23 protein-coding genes are annotated in these 21,239 nt (G+C 36.1%); 19 read left to right on the top strand and 4 right to left on the bottom strand.

Annotated elements, in window-relative coordinates; genetic code table 11:
- Positions 1–242 precede the first annotated feature (242 nt).
- The 10 genes from MKY15_RS19215 (at position 243) to MKY15_RS19170 (ending at position 8,556) form a co-directional block, all read left to right on the top strand.
- Complete coding sequence (locus tag MKY15_RS19215) at positions 243–875, top strand: histidine phosphatase family protein (RefSeq protein ID WP_338656586.1); 633 nt, start codon at positions 243–245, stop codon at positions 873–875.
- A 100-nt stretch (positions 876–975) separates the two neighbouring features.
- Complete coding sequence (locus tag MKY15_RS19210) at positions 976–1,206, top strand: DUF3953 domain-containing protein (RefSeq protein WP_231885671.1); 231 nt, start codon at positions 976–978, stop codon at positions 1,204–1,206.
- A gap of 1,371 nt (positions 1,207–2,577) precedes the next feature.
- Positions 2,578–3,060, top strand: a complete 483-nt coding sequence (locus MKY15_RS19205; RefSeq protein WP_338656588.1) for a GNAT family N-acetyltransferase — start codon at positions 2,578–2,580, stop codon at positions 3,058–3,060.
- Positions 3,061–3,136: 76 nt separating this feature from the next.
- A complete protein-coding gene (locus tag MKY15_RS19200) occupies positions 3,137–3,838 on the top strand; it encodes a methyltransferase domain-containing protein (protein ID WP_342538264.1) in 702 nt (233 codons plus the stop codon).
- A 338-nt stretch (positions 3,839–4,176) separates the two neighbouring features.
- Positions 4,177–4,563, top strand: coding sequence for a hypothetical protein (locus MKY15_RS19195; RefSeq protein ID WP_067209546.1), 387 nt, complete (start codon positions 4,177–4,179; stop codon positions 4,561–4,563).
- A gap of 81 nt (positions 4,564–4,644) precedes the next feature.
- Positions 4,645–4,881 carry a hypothetical protein gene (locus MKY15_RS19190; protein WP_067209543.1) on the top strand — a complete coding sequence of 79 codons (237 nt, stop codon included), beginning with the start codon at positions 4,645–4,647 and terminating at the stop codon, positions 4,879–4,881.
- A gap of 1,496 nt (positions 4,882–6,377) precedes the next feature.
- The gene (locus MKY15_RS19185) at positions 6,378–6,596 is read left to right on the top strand and encodes a hypothetical protein (RefSeq protein WP_067209539.1); all 219 of its coding nucleotides are present in this window, start codon (positions 6,378–6,380) and stop codon (positions 6,594–6,596) included.
- A 128-nt stretch (positions 6,597–6,724) separates the two neighbouring features.
- A complete protein-coding gene (locus MKY15_RS19180; protein ID WP_338656595.1) occupies positions 6,725–7,051 on the top strand; it encodes a MazG-like protein in 327 nt (108 codons plus the stop codon).
- Positions 7,052–7,622: 571 nt separating this feature from the next.
- On the top strand, positions 7,623–7,979 hold the full coding sequence (locus tag MKY15_RS19175) for a hypothetical protein (protein ID WP_342538263.1): 357 nt from the start codon (positions 7,623–7,625) through the stop codon (positions 7,977–7,979).
- Between the two features lie 139 nt (positions 7,980–8,118).
- Positions 8,119–8,556 (top strand): GNAT family N-acetyltransferase, encoded by a 438-nt coding sequence (locus MKY15_RS19170; RefSeq protein WP_338656598.1) that lies wholly within the window; start codon positions 8,119–8,121, stop codon positions 8,554–8,556.
- Between the two features lie 333 nt (positions 8,557–8,889).
- Here MKY15_RS19170 and MKY15_RS19165 read toward each other — a convergent pair whose 3' ends face one another.
- On the bottom strand, positions 8,890–9,525 hold the full coding sequence (locus tag MKY15_RS19165) for a pentapeptide repeat-containing protein (protein ID WP_342538262.1): 636 nt from the start codon (positions 9,523–9,525) through the stop codon (positions 8,890–8,892).
- 607 nt (positions 9,526–10,132) lie between these two features.
- Between MKY15_RS19165 and MKY15_RS19160 the strand changes: the two genes are divergently transcribed.
- Complete coding sequence (locus MKY15_RS19160; RefSeq protein WP_338656599.1) at positions 10,133–10,375, top strand: hypothetical protein; 243 nt, start codon at positions 10,133–10,135, stop codon at positions 10,373–10,375.
- Positions 10,376–10,466: 91 nt separating this feature from the next.
- A complete protein-coding gene (locus MKY15_RS19155; protein ID WP_338656601.1) occupies positions 10,467–10,709 on the top strand; it encodes a hypothetical protein in 243 nt (80 codons plus the stop codon).
- Positions 10,710–11,061: 352 nt separating this feature from the next.
- On the opposite strand, the gene MKY15_RS19150 is transcribed toward MKY15_RS19155, so the two are convergent.
- On the bottom strand, positions 11,062–11,679 hold the full coding sequence (locus tag MKY15_RS19150) for a cupin domain-containing protein (RefSeq protein WP_067209523.1): 618 nt from the start codon (positions 11,677–11,679) through the stop codon (positions 11,062–11,064).
- A 178-nt stretch (positions 11,680–11,857) separates the two neighbouring features.
- The gene (locus MKY15_RS19145) at positions 11,858–12,097 is read right to left on the bottom strand and encodes a hypothetical protein (RefSeq protein ID WP_340742147.1); all 240 of its coding nucleotides are present in this window, start codon (positions 12,095–12,097) and stop codon (positions 11,858–11,860) included.
- A 378-nt stretch (positions 12,098–12,475) separates the two neighbouring features.
- Between MKY15_RS19145 and MKY15_RS19140 the strand changes: the two genes are divergently transcribed.
- Both MKY15_RS19140 and MKY15_RS19135 read left to right on the top strand, forming a co-directional pair.
- The gene (locus MKY15_RS19140) at positions 12,476–12,718 is read left to right on the top strand and encodes a hypothetical protein (RefSeq protein ID WP_338656604.1); all 243 of its coding nucleotides are present in this window, start codon (positions 12,476–12,478) and stop codon (positions 12,716–12,718) included.
- Between the two features lie 662 nt (positions 12,719–13,380).
- A complete protein-coding gene (locus MKY15_RS19135; RefSeq protein ID WP_340742146.1) occupies positions 13,381–14,580 on the top strand; it encodes an MFS transporter in 1,200 nt (399 codons plus the stop codon).
- 129 nt (positions 14,581–14,709) lie between these two features.
- On the opposite strand, the gene MKY15_RS19130 is transcribed toward MKY15_RS19135, so the two are convergent.
- Complete coding sequence (locus tag MKY15_RS19130; protein WP_342538261.1) at positions 14,710–15,579, bottom strand: LysR substrate-binding domain-containing protein; 870 nt, start codon at positions 15,577–15,579, stop codon at positions 14,710–14,712.
- Positions 15,580–15,696: 117 nt separating this feature from the next.
- On the opposite strand from MKY15_RS19130, the gene MKY15_RS19125 reads away from it, so the two are divergent.
- The 5 genes from MKY15_RS19125 (at position 15,697) to dapF (ending at position 21,239) form a co-directional block, all read left to right on the top strand.
- Positions 15,697–16,845 carry an MFS transporter gene (locus tag MKY15_RS19125; RefSeq protein ID WP_342538260.1) on the top strand — a complete coding sequence of 383 codons (1,149 nt, stop codon included), beginning with the start codon at positions 15,697–15,699 and terminating at the stop codon, positions 16,843–16,845.
- 235 nt (positions 16,846–17,080) lie between these two features.
- Entirely contained in the window at positions 17,081–17,584 is a 504-nt protein-coding gene (locus tag MKY15_RS19120; protein WP_342538259.1) for a GNAT family N-acetyltransferase, read from the top strand.
- A gap of 443 nt (positions 17,585–18,027) precedes the next feature.
- The gene (locus tag MKY15_RS19115) at positions 18,028–18,828 is read left to right on the top strand and encodes an AraC family transcriptional regulator (protein ID WP_342538258.1); all 801 of its coding nucleotides are present in this window, start codon (positions 18,028–18,030) and stop codon (positions 18,826–18,828) included.
- Positions 18,829–19,075: 247 nt separating this feature from the next.
- Positions 19,076–20,314 carry an LL-diaminopimelate aminotransferase gene (locus tag MKY15_RS19110; RefSeq protein ID WP_342538257.1) on the top strand — a complete coding sequence of 413 codons (1,239 nt, stop codon included), beginning with the start codon at positions 19,076–19,078 and terminating at the stop codon, positions 20,312–20,314.
- Positions 20,315–20,327: 13 nt separating this feature from the next.
- A complete protein-coding gene (gene dapF / locus MKY15_RS19105; protein WP_342538255.1) occupies positions 20,328–21,239 on the top strand; it encodes a diaminopimelate epimerase in 912 nt (303 codons plus the stop codon).

Here is a 21,239-nt window from a genome sequence, read left to right as displayed (position 1 = left end):
AACCAGAGTAGGACTAATCTCCCGTGAGTCCTATTCGTATAGAATGCGACAGTCTGTGATGCACCGGGATCATGGGGGTCAGACTAACGGATGCTTTAGTTTAAGATCGAGAGGTCTTAGTTAGCTTTTTTTCTTGTTGAACTAACGAAGCAGTTTAGCTTAATAAGATATTAAAATATTGATATAATTCTACAAGTGAGGATAATTTGAAATAAATTAATTTTTAGGGGAGGGAAGTCTGAATGAGAAACATTATCTTGATACAGCATTGTCAATCAGAACACCATATAAATAACATGTCAGGAGGATGGACAGATACACCTTTAACAGATTTAGGGAGAAAACAAGCAAAACTTATAGGGGACAAATTAAAAGAGGAAATAGTAGATAATAACGAATATGCTTTTTATTCATCTGATTTATTAAGAGCAGCACAAACAGCAGAAATAATTGGCAATCAGATAAACTTAAAAGTCATCAAAAATAAAGGACTTCGTGAAATAAATACTGGTATTGCAGCAGGAAAAACAAAGGATTGGGCAAGAGAAAATAGAATACCAAGGAAAAATAGTGGATTTGATTTAGATTATCAAGAATTTAAAGATGGAGAGACATGGAGAGAGTTTTATAGTCGTGTTTGTAGTTGTATGGATAGGATATATGAAATGGAAAAGGGGGGAAATTTATTGATTGTCACACATGGTGGTACTTTGGGTTATATTATAGCTTGGTGGATGAAATTTGAACCTAAAAGGATTGTTAACGCATACTTTTCTTCATCAGTAGGAGGTATTACAGTTCTAAGTCAAAATAGTTTTCAGCAGAATGTTTTAAATAAGTTTAATGATACCTCTCATTTTCCTTTATTGAACTAACGCAGCATGTTAGTTCAATAAGGGATTCCATTTTTATAACAAAAAAGAGTTCGAAATAATATGATTAAACAAGAAATTGTACAGGGGCTTAATAGGGGAGATGGAAATATTGAAAATAATAAAAGTTATCTTATCAGTTATTGTTATAGCATTAGCAGGTTATGGTCTAATTACTAAAAACTTTGAGTTTATGCCATATATGATGTTGTTCTTAGGTGTGTTTATGTTGGTTACGGGGATTTCGGAACTACAAGCAAAAAAGAAAACAAGTGCGATATCTTTTATCCTTGCAGCAGCATTTTTATTTTTTGTTGCCATTTACACTTTTTAAGCTTACGGGGCAGGATACTAAATAAAGAGGGGAGTTGTATAAATACCAACTTGTCAGAATTGTGGTCGGAAATGGAGTTGGAAAGACACGATCACTCAGGTATTTAGAATCAATTTGAGATGTCCTTATTGTGAAGGTGTCCAGTATTTATCTGCAAAATAAAGGGTACGTGCTTCTCTTTTATATCTTCCAGTCCTTATTATTCAATTCTTTTTATTAACTTCGCATCTATCCTATTCTAGTATTATAGGAATCAATGTTATTTTGCTGGCTTTAGCAACCGTTCATATGCCATTCATTTATTAATTATGCAATGAAGAAGAACCTCTCTGGTAGAACTTTTCAATTCATTGTTATTCCATTAAAGAAAGGCTGCTTAAGTGGAAGATCATAGAGTTGCTAAAGCATCTCCTTTTTTACTTGAACTCCAATGAAAATTAAACGCCAAACTTCGCAAAAATGACAACACTAAAGGAGATACTGCTCAATATTTTTTAAAAAAGAGTGCAGCGTCTAGTTCCTGACTCAGATTATTTGTTGGATTAGGAGACTTCTGGTTCAGTGATTGTAATGTTGTACCCTAAGTTTTCGAGCCTTCGAACAGAATACCGTACAATGGATTGTTGTTTTTGTTTGTCGAAATAATCTTCGCCTAAGTCTACATAAATTTCTTTGCGTATTAAGAGATAATAGGCAATCTTCAAAATGGCATGGCGACAGAAATACCTGCACGTTTTTTTCCTTTCCGTGCTGCTGTACGCCTATACATTGCTCCAAGATAGGTTTTTGACCCTCTTATAGAGTGAGCGGCTTCTATTTGAACTGCTCAAATTGATTAGTTACCCATCGCTCTTGATTTTTCACAATGTATTTTCAACCGCTATTAATCAATGGTATTAGGGCGTTTGTTTGTTAAATTCATAAAACGAAACGATCTTTATCACGAACCTTACAGCTCATTTCATGCAGCAAATAATCCTCAACAGCTACTCGTATCTTTCCTTCCGATTCATTCCATCCCACCCGGTTTTCCCGATAGTTAATTTCTTCCTCTAGCCACTAAAAAAGGGGAGTAAGCACTTTGTAATTGTAAAATAAAAATGTATACCTCTAAAATTTCCTTTTGGTAATGTGCATATTAATAATATGTGTAACATTATAAACAATCTATGATGTAATAAAACATCATGTACAATTTCTTGTCTTTAATCATACAGAGTAGAGTGGGTGCCTTTTTTGTTTGTCGAATTAAAAAGGTATTCGTATGAATCAGGACTAATAAAGAGCGATGCTCTGTTTTTCTTCAACTATTGGGGAGATTAGGACAACAATCAGTTATTGTAGAAGTATAGAAATACGAGGGGGATAATAATGCTTATTGATTTATTGTCGAACCGGTCTGATTATGTTAATGATGTTTCAAATATGATATATAAAGAATTTGTAGTAAATACAGGTAGTAAAATGACTTTTGAAGAAGTCTGTATATACTTTTCAAATACAAATTCCGAACGATTTCCAATTACTTTAATTGCAATAGAAGAAAACGAGTGTACAGGTACTATATCAATATTTGAAAATGATTTAAAGGAACGGGAATTGTACAAACCATGGCTCGCTTCTTTATATACAAAACCTGAGCATCGGGGTAAAGGAGTAGGGCAAAAGCTGATAACTGAAACTTTAAAAGTTATAAAGAAATTAGGTTATAAAGAATTATATTTAAGAACAGAAAATGCTTCAGATTACTATCGAGATAGAGGATGGAGTTTTGTCGAGACTATTACAGATGATAAAGGTCAAAAAATTGATGTTTTCAAGTTTGATCTTAACAATAAAAAAATAATCAATTAAAGAGTGGTAATCAATAACTAATTAACTATTCCAATTACTTATTTTTCGGCATAATTAAAAGGAAGAGGTTGTCAAAATGACGAAAGAAGTTATTTTAAATTACGATGATTTATTAAATATGTTAGATAATCAATTAAGAGAACCTAGAGAATTTTGGGAAGGTTTTTATTCTAATCGTGATAAGGAAATACCATTCTTTAAAATAAAAGGTCCTGATGAGAACTTAGTTGAGTATTACGAGAATGGTCTAAATCCAACTCGTGTACTAGAAATTGGTTGTGGACCAGGTAGAAACGCTATTTATATGGCTCAAAAAGGTTGTAAAGTGGATGCTCTAGATATTTCACAGAATGCTATTGATTGGGCAATGGAAAGGGCAAGAAAAGATGAAGTAGATATAAACTTTTATTGCCATTCATTATTTAGTTTTCCCTTTGAACCTAATTCATATGACTTTGTTTACGATTGTGGTTTACTTCATCATTTAGCGCCACATAGGCGGTTATCATATTTAGAAGTAATTAAAAAAGCACTTAAACCAAATGGCTATTTTGGTTTGGTGTGCTTCAATACAGATGGTGCATTAGATACTTCTGATTGGGAATTTTATAGAGCGGGTAGTTTAAATAAAGGTATAGGTTATACAGAAAAGAGACTTAAAGAAGTATTAGCAAAGGACTTTGACATCCTTAATTTCAGGAGAATGAAAAAGATTACTCAACAAAGTGAATTTTTCGGAGAAGAGTTTTTGTGGACAAGCTTAATGCAAATGAAATAGTTTTTGAAATAACCGGGAGCGTTAGTTGAACAAAAAGAGATCTTCTATTGACGGTCTTACATTTGCTTGCTAGACGAACGTTTATTCGGTATAATGAATCAAGACAGGGAACGAATGTACGCAATCGGTTAATTAAGTCAGTTGAATATGACGAATCCCTAGATATGGATATACATGGCTGCAGACGAATCTAATCAGCAAACGAAGAATCAATGTACTGCAGGTCGCTGAGGTATCATTCCATGCCTAGTGTTTCTACGTAACCCCAATCAGAAATTTACACTTGATAACGTGCTGGCGCTTGTTCCCATCGTATATAAAGAAAGAATGGTGATCTAATGCCGTTAATCCCAGGAGAAGCATTACCGTATTTCGAGAATATGATTTATTTACCGATGATTATAAGTATCTTGGAGAGAGACCGAGAAGTGATTGAAACAAGCTCATTCAAGTTGAAAGCACCTTACACCTATATCGTTGAAAGTGCGTTAAAGACCGTTCGAGCTGAATTGGCAGAAACGAATAATTATGCACGAAGAAAAAACATGAAGTTAATTAAAAGGGGAAAAGATGGGACGTTCACCGAGTATGCATTTATTCATGGCGGCTATGAGGACAAGAGACGCTACTTGAATATACGGCTACGTAACAGGACGGAAGAATTGATTGGTATTTATTTTGCAATGGTAGAAAATCAAGGCATAAGGGGAGTTGCTACAACGTGATTGATCAGAGCGCTGAAGAGTTGGCCATATCACTGATGTTTAGGGAACACCTAGCGGAATTAAGAGACTGGTACAGAAAGAATGATGAAAATGGTAGCACTTCCAAAACCACCGAAATCAAAGGCTGCAGCGGTAGGCCCAAAACTAATAGGAACAGATGTTCTTGAAATTGGCGGGAGAATTGGTGAATCAATAGAATTCGCCGTAGAAGTTGGAATCATGATATTTGCCCATATGCGGTATGAATCATTTACAGGAGTCGTTAAAGATATAGAAAATCAGCGAGGTTTTTCGGTTTATGCAAAATTATGGAATTAACGTCTCGAACCAGTACAACGAGTTGATTATAGACGTAGCAAGCAACACTTATGCGGATATAAAAGAATGTGAAAATGGTAGTTGTATTTAATCTTTGTCGTCAGATTGGCAAGGGTTTAGAAAAGAAACAAGCTAATAGGTTGGTAGAAAAACTCAATAAATACTTTCATACTGAATTAAGCGGAGAGGACTTACATTTGATATATTTGGAACTCTGTTATAGGTCTAAGTTTGAAGATTTTAAAGACTTTATAAAACGCGGATTCCCTATTGAAGAACTAAGAAGGTAACACACAGTACAAACAAAGCGCATATAAAAAAAAGCCGATTAGGTTTAATCAGCTTTTGGTTTCTTGATTTTTATTATTTGGTAGATGTCATATAAAATCCTAACTGAGAATATAGAGACTGCTAACGCTTTCATCAGTATACTTCCGTTTTGGAGGAATAGAATTACATATATCAATACAAGTAAAAGGAAAATATTTATAACTTTGTTAGTTACCTCTGATATAAACAAGTAGAACACCAACTTTCTAAATATAAGCTTCGCTGGCCTCTGCCTTATGAATAGACCGAACGAAGGAACGAAGGAATGTGGGTACATGATGCCAAGAGACTTGGAAGGGTACGTCGACATAAGAAAACGCAGAGATCCAATGTGCATAACATATTGGATTAAAACCAGTTATTAGAACTGGTTTCGGCGAAGCGTACTACCATACTCGCAATTTTTAACACAAATTACATTATGTGTTTCTAAGACGGTTGAAAAATATTTTTTGGCACTCTGAAAAATGGTGATAACCGTTGGTGCATCAACATTTATAGGGGGAGTTATCTAATTTACGTATGTAAAACCAATAAGTTTCAAATGTTTCAATAATAATTGAGTCACGGTACGAACATTAAATGTAGGAAAAGAGACAAATCACTCTGTCTTTTTACCGTTAAATTTGTTTGGAATTTCTTTAAGTATAGTATTTCGTTCTTTTTGGACATTGATAAAACTGATAACGAACCAGATAATAACCAAATAAATAATGAAAATAAATATCGGAGTGAAAGACCCTATTGGATATCCCTCCCTTTTTAACTCGTTAAGGAGTATGACATAAAGTCAATTAAAGGTGAGTGATCAGTACAAAGAAGCAACGAATGGGGGAACCAAGTGACAGGTGAAAGTAGTGAATAAAATACTTGAATTGTTTGGTGGTATTGGTGCTCCAAGAAAGGCATTGATCAATCTAAGAATCAACCATAAATCCATTGATTATTAAGTGGTATTCGTATAAAATTGGGCAAATAAAGAACAATGCTCTGTTCTTATTCAACTGGCGGGACAAATTCGTTAAATAAGATCCCTTCCATCTGTTTGATTGTGTGTCAGCTCATGTTATAATGAGGAGCTTAGGATAATTACGACTTTAACTCATAATAGAACGGATGCCCAAAAAAAGCCTCCGCCTATAGATAAAATATGGAGGTGTAAGAGAATGATTAAACGATGGACGATCGATAAAATTAGAGAATTTGTTGAGAAAAACTCAGAAAGTAAGTTGTTAACGACTGAATATCTCGGTTTTTCTCAAAAGTTACAATTTAAATGTGCATGTGGTAGCAACTTTGAAAAAACATTTACGAAATTTAATAATAATAACCAACGTAAATGTGACGTGTGCCAACCGCCAAAAGCGTCACGCAGCGTAGAGTGAATAAATGAAGTGCTGATTTCTATTAAAGAGAAATTGGCGCTATTTTTATTTTATGGGAGTAAGATGAGATGCCCTTATCAAAATACAAACAGATGAACCATACATGTCTATAAAAGAAAGGAAACAAAATGAAAAATATGAATTTTAGTGAAGCCGTTGAACGTTCTTTACAATTAAGAAAAACCTACCATAATTTAGAACGACAGTATCATGAAAAAGAATGGACAGTAGAAGAAGATGCGCTAGCTTTCCTGACAGATGCTGGTTTGGTAGGTCGTCTAACAATGTCTCAACAAGGGCGTTGGCCAACAAATGGAGAAACTGAATCTGAACTTGAACATAAGCTTGGTGAATGTATGTGGTGGCTGATTAATTTGGCTGACCGCACGGATATTGATATTAGTGAAGCATTGGAAAAATTCTTAACCAAAACCGAAAAGAAAATAGGGGATTGAGCTAATAAGCTTATTGATAATAGCGCATAACCAAAAAAGCTGAGCTATAAGAATGATAATATGGAATGGATAGGTAAATGAAAAATCATCCCCATACATCCACCCACCCTAGAATATAGGCAAGGCTGGGGCAGTAACCAGAGTAGGATTGATCTCCCGTAAGTGCTGCCAATATTGGGTACGACAGTCTGTGATGCACTGTGGTCGTTGGAGCCAGGGCTTCTCTGCCCATCATAGTAGATCGACCCAATACCCGTTCAGCACACATTTTCATCCTCTATGGTGTAGCTCTGGTTTTGCGCTACATGTATGGCTAGCATGCGCATTAGTCGAACAACAGGAGATTATCTATTGACAGTCTTTAATATGGATAATCCGAGAACACTGTGGTATCAACGTTGCCTAGTTATCCATGAGAAGGTTAAATAAGTACAAAACCAAAGCTACCTGTCCACAAATTGAAATTGTGGCTGGGTCGCTTTTTTACGTTAAGCAAAAAGTTGCGTAATATCAAACCAAAAAGAGGACTTCCTCACTGTAAGTCGAATTACAAGTGTGGGGGAAGATGTAAATGCGTTACGATAGAAACAACTTAATCGTATTAATGAAAAGTGACCTTGCAAATGATCCTTGTCGAAAATATAATGATGAATCATTCACTAATAACGAATTATCAAAAAAGGATAAACAAATTATTGATAGTAGTAAATATAAAAAATGTAATGGGTGTGGTGGTAATATGTCTGCAGAAGAAAAAGAAAGAGAGAGATTAAAGGCAAAAGAACAACAGAAAAATCCAGGTAGCACTTTAAATAATACGTGGGCACAAGCAACCACAGGTGCACCAAGTGGTAGCTGTTTAATAAATATTATTTCATTCATTATGATTATAGTATTTGTGTTTTTAATTAGGGCTTGTTCAAATTAATACTTATTCAACTTACTGGAGCATCAGTTGGAAAAAGGATAAAATCTTTAAGAATAGCCGATTCTTCTTCAATAAGTAAGGTAGACGAAAAACTATGTTAGATTCAATTCGGCGAAAAATTGGAAAGGAGTTTCCACTTATGGATACGTTAACAATTAAAGAACTTCAATCACGCAATGAAATTATTGAAGCATTTCCTGTTATGAAGCAGTTACGAACTCACTTGGATGAAAATACTTATCTTGAAATAGTAATTGCTGCGCAAGAGAATGATAGATATAAAATGTTCGCTTTACTAGATGGTGGTGAAATTGTTGCAGTTACTGGTTTGAAGCCGATGATAACACTTTCTAGTGGCAGATTTATTTGGATTTGTGACTTGGTTACAGATACTACTATACGTTCAAAAGGATACGGTGAAAAACTACTTACATATGTTCATGAATGGGCAAAAGAAAATAATTATGAAAGTGTTTCTTTATCTTCAGGATTACAGCGTACAGATGCACACCGTTTTTATGAGGATAAAATGAAGTATGCCAAAACTAGTTATGTGTTTAAAACAACTTTAAAATAAATATGATATTTCACTAATGGATGTAATAGTTGAACAAGAGCATTCATTCTGTGCGTTTGGTGAAAAGAGGAAACTAGTGTGCATAATAAATGTGCTACAGGTTGGAGAAGTATCATTCCGTGTTAATTGTTTTCTATGCAAAACCAATTAAAGGGGCCTTACATCAATCTTATAGAAGAAACATCTTACGTTTTTGTATGATATTCAGTGGTGTGCCATTATAAAAATTCCTCTTATTGTTAGTCAGCTAACGACTATGATGAATGGGATTTTATAATGGCCATTTTTTGTCTAAGTTTAGTTGGCAAAGTTAATTATATAACTAGAATAAATTCAATCAGTAACTATCAAGCCTAATAGAGAAGCAAATTGAATTGCTTGGAAAGAACTCACTTTGCAGCCTTTAAGATCTGCTAGAGATACTGTAAGTGATTCAAAAGTAGAATTACTAATATCGATTCCTTTAAGTGGTGTCTTTTCAAAGGTTGCACTGTTTATGTTGCATAATCTAAATTCGACGTTTTTAAATATACAATCATAAAAATCAGAGCTTACTAATGATGTGTCTAGAAATTTAACTTTTTCTAGTTTTGAATTTCCGAATGAGGCTAAGTTCAGTGAAGAATTATCAAACTCAACATTGCCAAATCGAGACTCTGTAAAATCCAGACCTAATAATTTACAATTTTTAAATACCGTCCTATGTATAGAAGAACTACTCAAGTTAGCATTTGAAAAATCGCAGTTATCAAAAATAACATCAGTAATGTCGATATTACTAAAATTAGTATTGTTAAACTTACAATTTTTTAAAGACATTTTAGATAATCGCACTCTATGCAACACTTCATTAGCAAAAAAGGAATCATTAATTATACATAATTCAAGTTCTGGATCTTCTTGGTAAAAAATATCTTGGAAATTGATTGTAGGTAAATCGTTTGGTATTCTTGGTGAATCGATTTTCATTTAACTACCTCTCTCAAATATAAATTTTGTGCATTTGTTTAAGGAAAGTACTTCATCCCTTGAATAGCAACTCTAAGCTATTATTGATTATTATAAAAGACTATATTTTTAAGGGAATCTGTGTGCAACGTTAGGAGCTTTTCTTAAATTAACGGCGAGATTCAGTTAAATACGCGAAGTTTCTCCAACGCTAACTTATCAACATCAAGAAAATAAAGTATTCATTTCACTTTAATTTTTGTTATCGATGGATACTCAGAATAGAAAGTTATGGGTATTTGGGCAAGATGTGTCTGAAGATGATGGTAGAAAATTAAAAGACCTGCGAGCGAAAAGACAGAACTCAATGCAATCATTAAGGGGGAACCTGAATTACTATGTCACCATAGTCAAGGTGATATGATTTTCAGCTTTAATCAATTCTATAAAATATCTTGGTTTGATTCTATTTCTACAACAAACGAACACCTAGGTTGAGAGGTGTATTTTTTATGACCAATCTGAATCCTTTTATTAGGATTGATATTCCTTTTTTTGTCGGATATTATAGTATTTAAGCATTAAGGTGTTAGAGTGTTAAAGTATTAGATATATGAGGAGTGGTTTTATGAGTGGGGCTGTCAAAGTTTATGCTATTACTGAATTTGGACTGGGAGCTAGAGGGAGCAGTGAAGGAATTGTTGATTTTCAAACTGCGCAATTGATGATGGATGCGGACATTGTTAGGATAAGCAATAAATGCTACCGAGTAAAATACAAAGAGGTTACAGAATGTGGGAAAATAAATTTTTATTCTGAAGAAATTATCAGAAAAAGTTTTACGGAATTGAAATTAAGTGAAATCGAGTAATACTATAACGTTCGTCCATCACTGGCTATTATTTATTTAAAGGATTCCTTCCTCATTTGTCGAATGGTAGAAGGAAGAGGAGGGATTACATATGACTAATGAAGAAAGAAATAAATTATCAGATATACTATTACAAAGTCTTTATGATTATCATTTCGCTAATAATGGAGGAAGTTATAAATTACCCAAAGCAATGATAAATGCAGACGTAAACAGCAAACTGGCTATTGAATACCTAATCGAAAAGGAATATGCCATAGACAGTGGGCAAGGGTCAGATAATCTAGTATTAGCAATAACAACGCAAGGGATGGACTATATAAAAAACAAATAACTGTATGCATTAATCGATTAACAAGAACGTCTATCCGGGCGTTCTTTTTTATTTACCCATAAATAGAGAAAAGGGGAGTGAGGAGACAAGTGGAGGGGAAGAACATGCAGGATATAGTACAGGCCCCGGAAAAGAGGATTATCAGTCTGGAGTAGAACTATTAAGAAGTTCAACGTGAAGTGAAAAAATGACCGACACAATCGTCAGCAGCTCGATTCGTTGTCAGTGAGAAGGTTAAATTGAACAAAGCTAGAGCGACCCGTCCACAGATTAGTGAGGAGGTCGCCAATTCGAACATCAAGTAAAGTAATGAATGGGATGGACGCGTTCAAAGAGAAAGAACGATAAATTGTTATTTTTGATAAGTATATGGACACATTTGGTCGGCGTATTGCTCTACAGAATGTGGGACTGGATATGAGGTGGTTTCTTTCACTCTGTTACAGTCCTTTGGGGGTCCGATAAATGTAGAAGGCTCAACGGGAGCAATTGCTTTTTTCCATTGACTCTCATCCATACAATAGGTATGTGCCATAATATTCGAAGGCGTTAATTTTAAGAGGTCAGACCCTAGAATTACTTCCGGAGTTGGTGCATCAAAAATACCTAAAAAATGAGTGTTATTAGCAGTAGCTACTATATAGTGCCACCATCCTTGCGGCACGTTTGCAACTTGCCCAGGGGTAATAGGATAATTTTGGATTTCTTTTGTAAAAGGATTCAGAAATGAAACAGTACAAGCTCCAGAAATACAATAAACAAGCTCTGCAGCATGTTGATGGTAATGTGGCTCGATGACATTGCCAGCGCTAAGAAAGATATCAAGTAATGACACATTTTCTAATGTGTTTAATTGTTTGATACCTAACACATTAATAAAATTTTGATTGTCTTTTTTGAAAATCGGACTGTCATTTACGTCAAAAGTGAACTGAGTTGCTGGTGAAGTGTAATCAATATTCGAACTCATAAGTACATCCTTCCTTATATGATGTCAAATATGCATTGGTAGCATACTTTTACAGGATATGTATGAATCCACTTTAGTGTGAAGGGTCATTTACTTTCTTGCGCTGATACATGTGCGGTCCGATAAACAGTGGACACATTATGTGAAATAAAAAAAGCCATTAAAAATAGAAATAGACTTAATCGTCTATTTCCTTCTGCATCGCTGCCCATTGTGCTTTATGTTTAGATTTTGGGATGCCATGATACTGTTCATAGCAGCACATTCTACAAGAACAATGGACTTTTCCTTTGCTTAATGTCCCACGCACGGGCATGGACTCGCCTTCTCGTTGCAGAGCATCTTTTAGAATTGCCCATTTTCTTTGAATGATTCTCTCTCGCTGATGGCGAGTATAGGCTTTGGAACGGTTTTTCATTTGGATCAGCTCCCTTGGAGAAACCCGAGCTTGCAAGGCACGTCAAGGGGTGTTGCAGCACGCCCTACAAGCTGGGTATTGAGCTGATCAACTGTATTAATATAATCATGGCTTTAGTTCCTTTCATTATGTATTAAATGATAGTACCACAGAGGCAATCGAAACACATTATGAAAACTGTTTAATACGCAGTTTGAACATTAAGCGAAAGAGCAATATATGAATCCGATAAACTTAATAGCAAACATATCAAACGCATATCGCGCACGTATTTCCGAGTGAGGATAATACGGATATCATGCCTAAATTGATTGAAACAACAAAAGTAAGTGAATAATAAAAGTACATTATTGTTGTTCCAAGAAATGAGGGTATGGTATGAGTGAGAAATTGACGGGAGAGGAAGAATGTGTGAATATAACTTATTATTTCACGGTGATATTCACAGCAATTGGAACCGTTTTAGTCTTCTATTTTTTGTACCAAAAAGTAGGGAGGGTAGATCTTTTTATTATTTTACTTTCAACCTCTGCAGGCGGTATACCTATAGGGTTCATTGGTGCATTTATTGATTATAAGGTTTCAGCATATAAGTTTGAAAAGAGAAGTTATGAGCAATGAAAAAAGTCCGAATTCCTCTCGTATAACACTGTGAGGGGATTGGTAATGGCGGAATTAATAATAGAGTTTGCTATAGTGGATAAGTACTCCGGTTAGCTATACACACATGGCACTATTCGCAACACTACCCTCATAACGTGATAGAATGTAAACTAGACACTCTATTGAATGTTTGGTTATTTTGTGTTTTCACTGGGATATGTGATTGTAGCACCACACACTAATTATTATTTTAAATCTACGGTTTGCTATGCTAGACAGAAAGCTCGAATTATAAAAAATAGCGAACCACTTGGGTACGCATGACAAAGAGCCGTCTATGAAGATTTATTTAATTGTAAGACGGCTTATTTTATTTAGTGTTACATGCCACTTTAGTGTGAAAAGATACTCTCCATTACAGTGTTGTCCCAGCAGTTTTCTCTTCTTGACATGCTTGGAATAAAGCCAAGTTTCTTTGATTGTTTATGGTGTTGAAGTGATGTAAAGACAGTTCCTTGATCAATATGGAGAAGAAAACCTTCCATCCTAGATAGGATAATTAGAGTTCTTGCATAGACTAGACTATACCCTACTTTGTCCGTTTTAGGGGGATGACCAGAGTTTCCCTCAGCAATGAACGCCCAGAGCTATTTGTTTTACTGAAAGAAAGGAACGAGTAAATGTCTAAAAAAGTAACTAAACAAAACGCATTTCTTATTATTTTCGCGATTTTTGCGATATCCATTAACATGAGGCCAGCTATCACTTCCATTGGGCCCATGCTTGAAACAATTCGTGAGCAGTTGACGTTATCTAATGCACAGGTGAGTCTATTGACGGCGGTACCTGTCATTTGTATGGGCGTTTTTGCCTCAATGGCACCGGTGTTGAACCGGAAATTTGGATTGAAGTATACAATCTATGCAATGCTTATACTAATTGGACTAATGACCGCTTTACGCGGGTTCATTTCCAGTTTTTTAATTCTAATCGGAACAGCCTTCCTTATAGGTATCGCTATTGCAGTAATCGGGCCACTCCTTTCCGCAATGATCAAGCAGTATTTCCCGGACCGCGCTGCATCTGTTATCGGAATTTATTCATTCGGGATGGGGGTCGGGTCTGCAGCTAGTGCAGGACTGACGGCTGTATTTTTTGATAGAACAGGATCCTACTTGTTTGCACTTAGTATTTGGTCCATGCTAGCACTTCTCGGTCTAGTTGCCTGGTTTTTAGCAATGAGAGGGAACATGGAAGTACGTCAACTCGATTCCGTTGTCGTAAAGGGGAAACAGAAAAAGGTGAGATCCCCATGGAAAACACGGAAGGCATGGCTATTCTTACTATTTTTCGGTTTGCAGTCATCTGCATTCTTTTCAATTATTACTTGGCTCGCGCCAATTGCAATTTCTTCCGGAATGACATTGCTGCAGGCGGGAACTCTCCTTAGCATTATGACGACGGTCCAAATCTTTTTAAACATTCTCCTACCTTTGCTGATGGAGCGTTTTCCAGCACGAAAGTTTTGGCTTATGCTAATGCTTATTGCGGGGATGCTCGCAGTTGCGCTGTTCTGGACAGGGATCCATCCACTCATGTGGGCAGGCGCATTCATCATGGGGATACCACTTGGCGGTTTATTCCCCATAGCACTTCTTTTACCACTTGACGAGACAAAGACAGCTGAGGAAGCAAGTTCTTGGACTGCAATGATGCAAACAGGCGGTTTCATCATAGGGGGATTATTGCCTCTTCTGATTGCAGTTGTTTATGACGGGACGGCGAACCATCATTATACGTTCGGCATTATCATGTTACTGTATGTGATGATGCTCATCCTGACGTTTATGATTGGCGATAAAAAAATGCGTGAAGAATAATGAAGTAAATAGAGTGAAAACCCCACAGAGAAATATGTTCTTTGTGGGGTTTATTCAATTTAAGAGCTTTTAGAATAGAACTATTTTTACACTTCAGCTATAAATAAACATTTAAATGGTATTTTTACATTAAAAAAAGGTTTCCATTCGGTTCAAGAATGCTTTTGCAGATTGACTTAAATATTTATCAGTACGATAAAACATCTCTAAGTTCCTAGTAGGGGAATCCTTGATTGGAATAGCACGGATACCGAGTGATTGGAAACTTTCAATTAGTTGACTAGGTTGAATAGTAGCCCCAATCCCTGCTTTTACAAGTTGAAACAAAGATGTGGCTGATCCTGTTTCCAACAGGGCATCGATAGCAATTTCTTGACTTAAACACCAAGTCTCAATCAAATCTCGTCCAGAGAATCCCTTCGGATACATAACTAAAGGCAGATTTTCTAAGTCAGCAGGCAAGATAATACCTTTGTCTGCTAATTCATGGTCTTTAGTAACGAAAAGACTATACGATTCGGTATAAAAAGGGATGCGATTTAAACGACTGTCTGGTTGAATCGCTAGCCCAACACCAATATCAACTTCATTTTCTAACACCTTATTTAAAATATCAATCGATGGAATCACTTGCACTTTAGTATTTGGAAATTCTTTGTGAAAATCGATTAGTAATGCTGTTAATCGATAATCAAGATCGGATGGTAATACTGCTACACGTAAGTGACCGGTATTCAGATTTGTAAGATCTTCTATAGCATTTTTTGCGTTTTCTAGTTGTTGAACAATTTGCAATGCGTAGTGCTCAAGGAGATTACCTGCTTCGGTCTTAACGGTTTTTTTTCCAAGGCGATCGAACAGAGGTAGGCCTAATTCATCTTCCAATACCCGTATTTGCTGGCTTAGGGTTGGTTGTGAAATACCTAGTTTGTAGGCAGCTTCAGTAAAATGAAGTTCTTTGCATAACATAAGGAAATAGTGTAACTGCCTGATTTCCATTTAACATGCTCCTTTTATGATAGCTTACAGCTATGGTTTGTATAGAAAAAATAGTATTGAACTATTATAAGCGCAAATATACAATGAATGCAATGCTTAATGAAGGAGATGTTTCACATGCGTTTTGTTTATCTTGTGATGATTATATTTTTTGTTTCATTAAATTTAAGACCGTCGATTACTTCTGTTGGGCCTTTACTTGATATCATCCAAACGGATTTAGGTATGAGCGGGGTGACAGCTAGTTTACTAACCGCACTACCGGTTTTTTGTATGGGGCTATTTTCCATATTGGCCATTAAGTTAAATAAGCGTTTGGGAATGGAGAAGTCTCTGCTTATAGCAATGACTTTGATATTCGTTGCTACATTCCTTCGTATGTTCATTCATAATAGCTTTTTGTTGTTTGCGACAGCTTTATTCTCGGGGATTGGAATAGGGATTGCTGGACCATTAATTACAGGATTTATAAAAAAATACTTTCCCAACAATCATGGTTTAATGGGGGTTTATTCCGTGTCAATGGTGATTGGTGCAGCGGTTGCATCCAGTCTTTCTGTGCCTACATACCAGAGGATGAATGAATCTTGGCAACACGCATTAGGTTTCTGGAGTATATTAGCGGTTCCTGCATTTTTACTACTTATTCCACTTCTAAAAAAAGCAGAAAAGAGTACAGATACCCTGCCTATTTCAGCTTTGTTTGTAAAAAATAAAAGGGTGACATTATTCATGTTGTTTTTTGGATGCATGGCGGCTATCTTTTATTCGCTAACAGCTTGGTTAGCACCAATCGTACAATCAATGGGTTTCAGCTATTCTCAATCCGGTTTGATTCTGACTCTATTTACAGTAATCCAAATTCCCATAAGCTTTTTACTACCTATACTCGTTAGCAAAACGGGTAATAGAAAAGTTTGGTTACTAGTCTGTAGTTTTTCAGAAATAGTAGGGATTTTGATTTTACTGCTAAATTACTCTCCGTGGATAGCTACAGTTTTCCTTGGTATTGGGGCTGGTGGTTTGTTTCCTTTGGCACTACTTCTACCTATTCAAGAGGCCAAAAATAGTGAAGAAACAGTGTCTTGGTCTGCGATGATGCAATTTGGTGGTTATCTACTCGGGGCCCTCGGTCCTGCATTTATTGGATTAACAATTGATGTTTTTGATAATTTTGTTCCAGCATTGGGAGGACTATTGATTATTTTATGTGTAATGCTTTTCACAATCTTAAAAATAGGGAACAATGAACAAGTTGAAGGATGAAATTGCTAAATTGTATTGAAAGAGGCTATTTAAATATGAAGAATTGATTTATTGATTTGGCGCTGTGAAAATTTAATGTTGTTCTTTTTATTGTGATTCTACAATAAGAAGGTAGAATTTAGAATAGTAGCTACGTTTAACTGTGAAAAATTGGAGAGAAAAATCAACAATAACATTTACCAAAGCTGATAAAATCACAGAAATTGAGTTAACAATAAATAAGTAGGTGAAAAAAATGGAAATTATATATGAGACTAAACGTTTATATCTATGTGTGTTTAATGACTCTCACTTAGATTCAGTGAAAAAGTTTTGGGGTGATGAAGAAGTGATGGCATTATGCGATGGTGCTTCTTCAAGTGATGTGTTGGGCCAAGTTATCGAAGGCTATAGGAAATGTCATGAAATTAACGGTTTATCCGTGTACGCAGTAAAAGATAAAGAATCTAAAGAAATTATAGGTGCTGCTGGATTTAATTGTGTGAATTCATTAAGCGATGTGGAATTAATTTATCATTATAGTAAAAAATCTTGGGGCAAAGGTTTCGCAACAGAAGCGGCGTATGCTTGTGTAGAAATCGCCATAAATCATGGGGAAGTACAGGTTATCACTGCTTCTGCAAGTCCAGAGAATAAAGGGTCTTTAAAAGTATTAGAAAAGATTGGATTTCCTTTTAAATGCATGAAATGGTTTGAAGATACAGAGCAAGAAGAACTTTATTATGAATATAGGATATAGAAGTTATAAATAATCTACGAACTATAATGAATTGATAATAAAAAATCTCTAAAACCTCTTTTCTTTTTTTCCTATTTCGTGATAGAGTAGTCCCTTATGCTTCACGCGCAACTCTGATTTCGCTTTTTATGTTACCGTCGCGCGTATGTATCAACGGTTGAAATACTGTTGCTTTAAAAAACAGTTTGACAATCACCTCAAGATGGGCAAATTTTTCATACCTACTTGCTATCTGTGCTTGGAAGCTTTATGCGGTACATCTACGACATATAATAGCAAGTAAAGGATTTCTATCCATTCAAGACTGTATTGAATACACTGTTGATAGTAATTTTAGCGAGTTTTATCGAATATGGTTACATAGAGTTAACCGAAGACAAAAGGTAGACGAGCATTATTAGGAATTACCTAAAAAGGTTTGCTGAAAAATAAGGGGGTGCTGCATGTTAGATTTGAATCCGGATCAATTTATTTTGAAACCGGCATTTGCCACTATTCATTGTGAGCCGACTTGGAAATGGAAAAAGCGCGATAAACCGTTCCCTAATTATGATTTATTTTATGTTTGGAGCGGTGAAGGAATATTGGTACTAAACGGAAAGTCTTATGATATACAAAAAGGGCACTGTTTTCTTTTTAAACATGGAGACGTGACAACTGCCACGCATAATCCCCAAGACCCCCTAGTATTAACCTATATTCATTTCGACTTAACTGAAACACCACAATTGGTCCCTACCGCCCATCGGATGGTTGAAAATACTTTCAGTTTTGAATCACTCTTAACTCAATACGTTCGCTTGTTATTAGTGAAAACATTTGGAATGGAAATAGAGGCAAAGCTCATCTTAAAGCAACTAATGATTCACCTATTGAGAGCAGAAGAAGAAGAAGAAGAAGAAAAGGTAGAGCAACTGGCTTACACGAGCAATATCTTGCTGGAAACTGTTCGGGAAATAGCTAACTATATTCAGCAGCATCCCGGTGAACAACATTCAATTGGAAGTTTAGCAGCTCGGGCCAATCTTTCTCCAAGATATTTTTCTCTGAAGTTTAAACAAATAATTGGCCATACGGTTAGATCATATATCATTCGTTCGCGCATTGAACGAGCGGAACATTTACTCCGTTATTCAGGTATGACAGTGACAGAAGCTGCGTATGTCCTTGGATACAGCGATCTCCATTTTTTCAGCAGACAATTTAAAAAGTACACAGGTAAAAACCCTTCAGAAATTCGTTAAACTCGCCAGGCTCTTATGCTTGGCTTTTTTTATTGCAAATTTACTGTATCACTAAAAAAGTGCAAATGTTTAAGCAATAAGTCTAAATCAATTCCATTTAATAATCGATATTATAAAAGTAGAAAATGAATTCAAATAGTAGAGGAGAACAGAGGTAGGTTGGGCTATTCAAGAAGTATGGAGGTAGTCATTGAATGTAATGAGTACATCATAAGCAAAATGTCATGAATGTTTTGGGGGAATAGATATGTCAGCTGATTATATACAACAACTGTTTGCAGACCGTTTAGGGGGTCCGCAATTTGGTTTAAAAGAGGAAATCTATAAATTTGAAAAAATAAAAAGAATAAAAAAAGAAGCATTGCAGGCAAATCCTCATATGGAATTGATCGATCTTGGCGTTGGAGAGCCTGATGCAATGGCAGATGAAGCAGTTGTGGAAATATTGGCAGAAGAAGCAAAGAAGCCTGAAAATCGCATGTATGCGGATAATGGGATAGTTGAGTTGAAGCATGCAGCTGCCAAATATATGAAACATGTATTTGGAGTGTATGACCTCGACCCAGAAACCGAAATCAACCATTCGATCGGATCAAAGTCAGCCTTGGCGATGCTTCCTGCAGCCTTCATCAATTCTGGTGATATTACACTTATGCCATCGCCCAGTTATCCTATTTTAGGCACTCACACAGAATACTACGGAGGAGAAATTGTCCATCTGCCGCTATTGGAGAGTAATTCATTTCTGCCAAAACTAGATTCATTGAATGAGGGTATTCTCAAGAAAGCGAAGCTACTTTACTTGAATTATCCGAACAACCCAACAGGGGCTGTAGCAACTGTAGAATTCTTTGAGGAAGTAGTCCAATTTGCAAAGAAAAATCAATTGATCGTTGTGCATGATGCTTCTTATGCTGCTCTCGTATTCGATGATGAAAAGCCGTTAAGCTTCCTTTCTGTACCCGGGGCAAAGGAGGTTGGAATAGAGCTTCATTCCTTATCGAAATCATTCAATATGACAGGCTGGCGCATTGGTTTTATGGCAGGAAATTCGAAACTTGTCAAAGTGATTAAGACAGTGAAGGACACTATTGACTCTGGTCAATTTATCGCCATACAAAAAGCAGCGGAATTTGCCCTTTCTCATCCAGAAATTACAGAACAAACTGTAGCTAAGTATTCACGGCGTCACAATCTTTTGGAAAAAGTTTTACGTGAGTGTGGCTTTAATGTTAAAAAACCGAAAGGATCATTTTTCTTATATACAAAGATACCAAAAGCGGTAGCAAGCGGTCCTCACTTTCAGTCAGCGGAAGAGTTTAGCCAATATTTATTACGTGAACATTTAATATCCAGTGTTCCATGGGATGATGCCGGACACTATGTGCGATTTTCGGTTACGTTTCAAGCGAAAGGAGTGAAAGAAGAGCAACGAGTAATCACTGAAATCAAAGCGAGGTTGAGTACATCCAAATTCATCTTTTAAGGGGGGGATAAAGTTGTTGTTTACTAAAATGCATGGTTTGGGAAACTCCTACGTTATTTTCAATCAATTAGAAACTGAAATGGACTACCAAGACTATAATCAGCTTGCTCAAATAGTATCTGATGTGAACTTCGGTATCGGGTCTGACGGCATAATAATAATAGGCTCTTCGGATATAGCAGATTTTCAAATGAGAATTTTTAACGTGGATGGATCGGAAGCAAGGAATTGTGGCAACGGATTGCGTTGTGTAGCAAAGATTCTTTTTGATCAAAAGTACGCTACAACATCTCCTTTTACAATTGAAACGTTGGGTGGGGTGGTGAGTTTGGAAGTAGATGTAGACCATGAAAAGTACGTGCAGTATGTAACTGTTGATATGGGCGAGCCCAAACTACTAAAAAACAGGATACCGATGCAAGGAAATCCATTCTCGGTTGCGATAAATGAACCGCATTCTTTTGGAGGAGATGTGTATTACATGACTTGTGTATCGATTGGGAATCCACACGCAATCATGTTTGTTGATGATGTGAATGAAGTGCCATTAGATAAAATAGGTCCTGTAATTGAACACTCTGATTTGTTCCCAGAACGAATAAACGTCGGAATTGTTCATGTCAAGAACAGCCAAGAAATTGATTATCGAGTGTGGGAACGTGGATCGGGTATAACAATGGCTTGCGGAACAGGGGCTTGCGCTGCGGTAGTAGCTGCCACATTAAACGATATGTTGGATAGACATCTTCCGATAACCGTTCATCTACCTGGAGGAGACTTGACGGTAAGCTGGGATGAACATGGCCACATTTGGAAAAGAGGAAAAGCAACATATATCTGCCATGGAGAATTGGGGAGAGACACCTATATTAATGGTTCAGTAATCGATGAAGGCAATGATTTTAGACAAAAGGGGAGGATCTAA

The organism is Sporosarcina sp. FSL K6-1540 (assembly GCF_038620285.1).
GTDB classification, from domain to species: Bacteria; Bacillota; Bacilli; order Bacillales_A; family Planococcaceae; genus Sporosarcina; species Sporosarcina psychrophila.
Note: the sequence above shows the minus strand (reverse complement) of the source record. Positions and strands in the feature narration are given on the sequence as shown.

What these genes read in the sequence shown, in the direction of transcription:
- MKY15_RS19135 (WP_340742146.1), top strand. Translation starts at nt 13,381, where the DNA reads ATGTCTAAAAAAGTAACTAAACAAAACGCATTTCTTATTATTTTCGCG.
- MKY15_RS19155 (WP_338656601.1), top strand. Translation starts at nt 10,467, where the DNA reads ATGACTAATGAAGAAAGAAATAAATTATCAGATATACTATTACAAAGT.
- MKY15_RS19200 (WP_342538264.1), top strand. Translation starts at nt 3,137, where the DNA reads ATGACGAAAGAAGTTATTTTAAATTACGATGATTTATTAAATATGTTA.
- MKY15_RS19205 (WP_338656588.1), top strand. Translation starts at nt 2,578, where the DNA reads ATGCTTATTGATTTATTGTCGAACCGGTCTGATTATGTTAATGATGTT.
- MKY15_RS19150 (WP_067209523.1), bottom strand. Translation starts at nt 11,679, where the DNA reads ATGAGTTCGAATATTGATTACACTTCACCAGCAACTCAGTTCACTTTT.
- MKY15_RS19195 (WP_067209546.1), top strand. Translation starts at nt 4,177, where the DNA reads ATGCCGTTAATCCCAGGAGAAGCATTACCGTATTTCGAGAATATGATT.
- MKY15_RS19210 (WP_231885671.1), top strand. Translation starts at nt 976, where the DNA reads ATGGAAATATTGAAAATAATAAAAGTTATCTTATCAGTTATTGTTATA.
- MKY15_RS19120 (WP_342538259.1), top strand. Translation starts at nt 17,081, where the DNA reads ATGGAAATTATATATGAGACTAAACGTTTATATCTATGTGTGTTTAAT.
- MKY15_RS19215 (WP_338656586.1), top strand. Translation starts at nt 243, where the DNA reads ATGAGAAACATTATCTTGATACAGCATTGTCAATCAGAACACCATATA.
- MKY15_RS19175 (WP_342538263.1), top strand. Translation starts at nt 7,623, where the DNA reads ATGCGTTACGATAGAAACAACTTAATCGTATTAATGAAAAGTGACCTT.
- MKY15_RS19130 (WP_342538261.1), bottom strand. Translation starts at nt 15,579, where the DNA reads ATGGAAATCAGGCAGTTACACTATTTCCTTATGTTATGCAAAGAACTT.
- MKY15_RS19110 (WP_342538257.1), top strand. Translation starts at nt 19,076, where the DNA reads ATGTCAGCTGATTATATACAACAACTGTTTGCAGACCGTTTAGGGGGT.
- MKY15_RS19115 (WP_342538258.1), top strand. Translation starts at nt 18,028, where the DNA reads ATGTTAGATTTGAATCCGGATCAATTTATTTTGAAACCGGCATTTGCC.
- MKY15_RS19160 (WP_338656599.1), top strand. Translation starts at nt 10,133, where the DNA reads ATGAGTGGGGCTGTCAAAGTTTATGCTATTACTGAATTTGGACTGGGA.
- MKY15_RS19180 (WP_338656595.1), top strand. Translation starts at nt 6,725, where the DNA reads ATGAAAAATATGAATTTTAGTGAAGCCGTTGAACGTTCTTTACAATTA.
- MKY15_RS19145 (WP_340742147.1), bottom strand. Translation starts at nt 12,097, where the DNA reads ATGAAAAACCGTTCCAAAGCCTATACTCGCCATCAGCGAGAGAGAATC.
- MKY15_RS19140 (WP_338656604.1), top strand. Translation starts at nt 12,476, where the DNA reads ATGAGTGAGAAATTGACGGGAGAGGAAGAATGTGTGAATATAACTTAT.
- MKY15_RS19190 (WP_067209543.1), top strand. Translation starts at nt 4,645, where the DNA reads ATGATGAAAATGGTAGCACTTCCAAAACCACCGAAATCAAAGGCTGCA.
- MKY15_RS19185 (WP_067209539.1), top strand. Translation starts at nt 6,378, where the DNA reads ATGATTAAACGATGGACGATCGATAAAATTAGAGAATTTGTTGAGAAA.
- MKY15_RS19170 (WP_338656598.1), top strand. Translation starts at nt 8,119, where the DNA reads ATGGATACGTTAACAATTAAAGAACTTCAATCACGCAATGAAATTATT.
- MKY15_RS19165 (WP_342538262.1), bottom strand. Translation starts at nt 9,525, where the DNA reads ATGAAAATCGATTCACCAAGAATACCAAACGATTTACCTACAATCAAT.
- MKY15_RS19125 (WP_342538260.1), top strand. Translation starts at nt 15,697, where the DNA reads ATGCGTTTTGTTTATCTTGTGATGATTATATTTTTTGTTTCATTAAAT.